Genomic DNA, 5,033 nt, shown 5'->3' with positions numbered 1-5,033 from the left:
CGATGCTCGATTCGATCGACCGGAACGCCACGCGGCGACTCCTGGACGCGCTGTGCGCGGCGCATCTCCTGCAGGAGGTCTCTCCAGGTCGTTATCGCCTGCACGACCTGCTCAGGGCCTACGCGCAGGACCGTCTGCGGGAAGAGACCATGCCGCGGCACCGGATGTCGGCGGTTCGCCGGCTGCTGAGCTGGTATCTGCTGACCGCGGACGCCGGTCGTCGCGTCGTCCTGCCCTACTCGCACGAGGTCGCCACGGTTCCGGGGGAACGGTTCGCGATCCCGGCGTTCGCCGATGCCGAGGCGGCCATGGCGTGGTTCGAGGTGGAGCATTCGAACACCCTGCTCGCGATGGACCAGGCCATGGACACCGGTCAGTACGACATCGCGTGGAAGCTGCCCGTCGTCACCGATGGCTTCTTCGAGCTGCACGCGTACTGGGAGGAATGGGAGGAGATCCACCGGACCGGGGCGGAGGCCGCATGCGTTCTGGGCGACCGGCTGGGGGAGGCCTCGAATCTTCTCGCGCTGGGCGACGCGCACATGCAAGGGGGCAGGTGGGAAAGCGCGATCGCCAACTACGAGAGCGCCCTCTCCTACGCCAGGGAGGCCGACGACGCGTGGCTCACCGGCTTCTCCCTCAGAGGGCTCGGGCTCGTCCATGAGCAGATGGGCGACCGCGAGGAAGCCCGTCAGTACTTCGAAGCCGCTCTCGAGGTGTTCCGTCGCGAAGGAGTGCCCCGAGGGGAGGGCATGGCACTGCTCAGCCTGGGCGAACTCGCGGCGCACCTCGGCCGCCTCGATGAGGCGGTGTCGCTTGGAGCCAGGGCGGTCGAGATCTTCACCACGATCGATGACGAGTGGAGCCAAGCCTGGGGCATGCTTGCGCTCGCCGGAGCGCTCCTGGAAGTCGGCCGGGGCGCCGAAGCACGTAAGTCGCTGACTCGGGCGGCCGAGACGTTCGGCCGCTTCAAGGACCAGCGAAGCCTCGCCATGACCCTGGCCGCGCTCGGCGACGTTCACCACCGCCTGGGCGACACCTCAGCCGCGCGTCACAGCCGGCTGAGCGCCGCCGAGTTGTACGTCTCCTTCGGAGAGCACACCGAGGGCGAGCGGCTGGAAGAGAAGGCCCGCGAAAGCGCTGACCGAGATCTTCCTAAAGGGGAGGGACGAATTCCCCCGCCTGGCACATTCTCACCTGTCCAGGGCGGCGATGGCTGAGGCGATCAGGGTTCGTGCAGCCGCGCCGTACGATGCCAGGTCGGCGAGTTCGGTGAACGCCTTGGCGTACAGGGCGATCTCGCGGGGTTGGGTGATGGTCAGTTCCGCGGACAGGGTCTCCACCAGGACGCGTTCCTTGTCGAAGATCCAGAATCCATTGGTGGGCCACATTGCACGATCTCGGATCGGGATGATCCCCAAGCTGATGTTGGAGCGGGTCGCCACGGTGAGCAATCGACCGAGTTGGCCGGCCATCACCTCGGCGCCTCCTATTCGGTTCCGCAACGCCGCTTCCTCCAGGATGACCACGCAGCGGCGACCACTGGAGTCAAGGACCTTCTGCCGCTGCAACCGGGCCTCGACTGCTTGGGGGGTGTCGTCGGGAATCTCCCGGAACGCGACGACGGCGCGCATGAGAGCGAGCGCGTACTCGGCCGTCTGGAACAGTCCGGGGATCAGCGACGGTTCGTAGACGCGGAAGCAGGCGGTCCGTTCGTACAGCGGAACCGCGGCCTGCTGGAGTCGTTGCAGGCCGGTGCGCTGCATTCGCCGCCATTCGATGTACATCTCGTCGATCGTGCGCAGCGATGCGACCAGGTCAGCGGCCTGGTCATCGGCTCCGCAGTGCCGGCACCAAGTGCTGATGTCCCTCTCTGAGGGGGGCTGTCTGCCGTGCTCGATTCTCGAAACCTTCGAGGAGTGCCATCCCGCAAGGTCGCCGAGATCCCGCCCGGTGAGCCCCGCGACGAGGCGGATCTCCCGCAGGCGGGCGCCGAGGGCCTGTTTGGCTTGCGTGACGGCGTGTGACGGCGATGGCACTGGTACTGCTTACCTGGTGTGCGGACAGAGGCGAGGGCTCAGGCGGGCGTGTAGTCGCCGTGGTCGATTCCCGCCGCCCACACCGCGTCGAACGCCGCCGCGCACAATTTCACCACATCCGGCTCGTCGCGCCATTCCACGCCGGCCCAGTCGCCCTCGCCGGTGAAGTGGTTGAACTGCACCCGGTCTCCGTCGAACAGCCAGAAGTCGTTGCCGGGCAATGCGATGCCGGACGCGAGACGCCGGGGAAGCCATCGTCCCTGTTCGCCCGCCACGAGATTGGTGAAGGAGACGTCGTATTCGAACCGGATGTACTCGGTCACCGGTTCGGACACGATCCGGGCCCGCCTGACCTGCACACCTCTGCCGGTCGTCTCCCGCATCAGGGTCAGCCAGGGCCGCCACCACGACTTTTCGTCATTCGGGTCGTAGCGCTGACCTGCCCTCCAGGCCGAGAACGTCGGGTCCTCGGCCGATACGGCGTACACATCACGCATTTCCAGATGCACAGCCGACCGCTCGCAAGAGCGGAACAGTGTGGTCCACTGCTCAAACGTCGGCGCTCCGGCGCTCCAGGACACGGGTCACCTCCAGCGCGGTCTTCGGGATCTCGATCACGGTCTCGTGGCTGGGCATGTCCAACTGGGCGAGCACGGCCGGATCGGTGATGAGTGGCCCTCGGAACACGTACGTCTCGTCGCGATCGACTACCAGAGGTGGCCCCGATGGGACGACCACGCCCTCCGGCAGGAACTTCATCAGCTCCTTGGGTACCTCGACGAGGGTCTCGTGGTCGGCGAGGGCGAGCTTGCTCAGTACTCCCGGATCGGTGACGATCCAGCCTTGGAGCACGTATCTGTCGCCGTCGTCGAACAGTGTCGGCGATCCCCCGTCGATGGTGTCCTTGCCGAGGAAACGTAGCGCCATGGAGCTCCTCCTCTAATCGGAGCGGGTGACTACGCCACCGAGTTTGTGTGCTCTGCGTAACCGCCTCAAGGAGTTTGCGCGAGTTTGCGCGGCGTACCGGAGCCGCTTCCCATGGTGCGGGCGGTTGCGCAAAGCCGCTCAAGCTGGTTGAGGGTCAGGCACGAGCCTTCTTAACGTCAGCGCGAGCGCTTCTGCCACCCGACCGGCCGGGCGCTTTGCGATTCACTGTCCGTAACAGGCGCTGTGCCTCCTCCACTTCTGCTGGATGGCCAGTACGGCACCCGCCATGAGTGGAAATTGGAGGGAAAGCGCGGTTCGGGCGAAATGTAAAACCACCCCGCTGAGACGTATTGGAGATAGGGAGAATCCGTGAACACACTGCCCGAGCAGCCATGGGGCCTCACACGAACCGCCCCCTTCGTGTCTTCGCCTGCCCCGCCGTACAGGGTCGAACTCGACTCGGTCCGGCAGACCGGCGTCTACCGTGACGCCACGACCGGCCGGCTCATCGAGGCGGGCAAGCACGGCACCAGCAAGCAGACCAGCAAGACGCAGCGGACCGGTGGCAGCGGCGACGGTCGTGACCCTCAGCCCTCGGACCAGACCACGGTCACCGACTACGACAACGACTGAGGGCCGCTCGGTGATCCTCGTCCTGACCTGCCTGGATGATCCGACAGCCGACATGGTGATCAGGCATTTGCGCGAGCGTGACGCGCACGTCGCACGACTGGATCCCGGCGCCGACTTCCCTGCTCACGCCGAACTGTCGGCGTGGTTCGGAGAATCCCTCCCGCGCGGTGTCCTGACCACGCGGTCGCGGCGAATCATGCTGGAGGAGGTGCGGGCCGTCTACTATCGGCGGCCCACCCCTTACCTCTCTGATAGTCCGTCGCAGGTCGAGCGGTTCGTCGGGACACAGACTCGCTTCGGGCTCGGCGGAATCCTCTCGATGCTGCCGTGTTCGTACGTTAGCCACCCCTGGGCGATCACCGCGGCCGAGCACAAGCCCCTTCAACTCGCGACCGCGCGCCGGATCGGATTTGAAGTGCCCGCCACTCTGATCACCAACCGGGTGGACGATGCCCGTGCGTTCGCGGCCGAGCATGGTCCCATCGTCTACAAGCCACTGCGAGCCACCCCGTACACCGGCCCCAACGGGGATCCCGCCACCATCTGGACGGCTCAGGTCCAGTTGGGCGAGCTGGACGAAAGCATCGGCGGTGCGGCGCATCTGTTCCAGGCCCGCGTCGACAAGGCAGCCGACCTCCGGGTGACCGTTGCGGGGAAGCAGGTGTTCTGTGTCCGGCTCGATTCCGATCTGCTCGACTGGCGGCGGGACTACGATCGCCTCTCGTACACGGTGATCGAGCCTCCGGCCGGTCTCGCGGAGGGCTGCCTGGCCTACCTCGATGCGCTGGGCCTGCGCTTCGGCGCCTTTGATTTCGCGCTCACCAGGGACGGTGTTCCGATGTTCCTGGAGTGCAATCCCAACGGGCAGTGGGCCTGGTTGGAGGACGCCACCGGGGTGCCCATCGCCGCCGCGATCGCCGACCTGCTCTTGGAGGAGCCGACGTGACCGTTCATGAGGGCCGTACGGCTCCGCCGTGCGCTCGCCGACCGGCTCTCCCGGGCCGGGTCCTCGCGCGACCCGGTATGGCGGGATGCGGTCGAGTCCGTGGCCCGGGAGCGCTTTCTCGGCTCGGCGGTCGCCGAGGCCACCGAGTACGGCGACCGGTGGAAGGTGATCCACCGCGAGGAGGTCACCGAGGACGAATGGCTGGAGCTGGCGTACCGCGACCAGACCTGGGTGACGCAGATCGACGGGACTACGGTCGAGACCGCGCGCGGCACCGTTCAGGGAGCGCCGACATCCTCCTCGACCCTGCCCGGCCTGGTGGTGCTCATGCTGGACGCGGCGCAGATCGCCAACGGGGACAAGGTGCTCGAGGTCGGCACCGGCACGGGCTATTCCACCGCGCTGATGTGTCACCGGCTCGGCGACAGGGCCGTCACCTCGATCGAGTACGACGCCGCCGTGGCCGGCCGCGCTCGCGACGCGCTCAC

At 66.9% G+C, this 5,033-nt stretch carries 7 protein-coding genes; 4 read left to right on the top strand and 3 right to left on the bottom strand.

Going from position 1 to position 5,033, the window contains the following annotated elements; all coding sequences use genetic code 11:
- Positions 1 to 2: 2 nt before the first annotated feature.
- On the top strand, positions 3 to 1,220 hold the full coding sequence (locus tag IEY93_RS36400; protein ID WP_229691764.1) for a tetratricopeptide repeat protein: 1,218 nt from the start codon (positions 3 to 5) through the stop codon (positions 1,218 to 1,220).
- Here the strand turns inward: IEY93_RS36400 and IEY93_RS36395 are convergent.
- Genes IEY93_RS36395 through IEY93_RS36385 form a run of 3 tightly spaced genes read right to left on the bottom strand, consistent with a single transcriptional unit; the run spans position 1,194 to position 2,966 of the window.
- Entirely contained in the window at positions 1,194 to 2,039 is an 846-nt protein-coding gene (locus IEY93_RS36395) for a helix-turn-helix domain-containing protein (protein WP_189167724.1), read from the bottom strand. The two genes, IEY93_RS36400 and IEY93_RS36395, sit on opposite strands and share 27 nt — an antisense overlap.
- Before the next feature lie 38 nt (positions 2,040 to 2,077).
- Entirely contained in the window at positions 2,078 to 2,620 is a 543-nt protein-coding gene (locus IEY93_RS36390; protein WP_229691763.1) for a DUF6879 family protein, read from the bottom strand.
- The gene (locus tag IEY93_RS36385) at positions 2,589 to 2,966 is read right to left on the bottom strand and encodes a hypothetical protein (protein WP_189167723.1); all 378 of its coding nucleotides are present in this window, start codon (positions 2,964 to 2,966) and stop codon (positions 2,589 to 2,591) included. The genes IEY93_RS36390 and IEY93_RS36385 overlap by 32 nt, the downstream gene beginning before the upstream one ends.
- Positions 2,967 to 3,335: 369 nt before the next feature.
- On the opposite strand from IEY93_RS36385, the gene tgmA reads away from it, so the two are divergent.
- The 3 genes from tgmA to IEY93_RS36370 all read left to right on the top strand — a co-directional run.
- A complete protein-coding gene (gene tgmA / locus IEY93_RS36380; RefSeq protein WP_203968283.1) occupies positions 3,336 to 3,599 on the top strand; it encodes a putative ATP-grasp-modified RiPP in 264 nt (87 codons plus the stop codon).
- A 10-nt stretch (positions 3,600 to 3,609) separates the two neighbouring features.
- Positions 3,610 to 4,545 (top strand): ATP-grasp ribosomal peptide maturase, encoded by a 936-nt coding sequence (gene tgmB / locus IEY93_RS36375; protein WP_203968286.1) that lies wholly within the window; start codon positions 3,610 to 3,612, stop codon positions 4,543 to 4,545.
- Between the two features lie 6 nt (positions 4,546 to 4,551).
- Positions 4,552 to 5,033 (top strand): methyltransferase domain-containing protein (locus IEY93_RS36370; RefSeq protein WP_373291555.1); only part of this gene is annotated, 482 nt, incomplete at its 3' end.

The sequence above is a fragment of the Sphaerisporangium melleum genome, assembly GCF_014646695.1.
GTDB classification, from domain to species: Bacteria; Actinomycetota; Actinomycetes; order Streptosporangiales; family Streptosporangiaceae; genus Sphaerisporangium; species Sphaerisporangium melleum.
The sequence above is the reverse complement of the archived record's forward strand: the minus strand, read 5'-3'. Positions and strand labels throughout refer to the sequence as shown.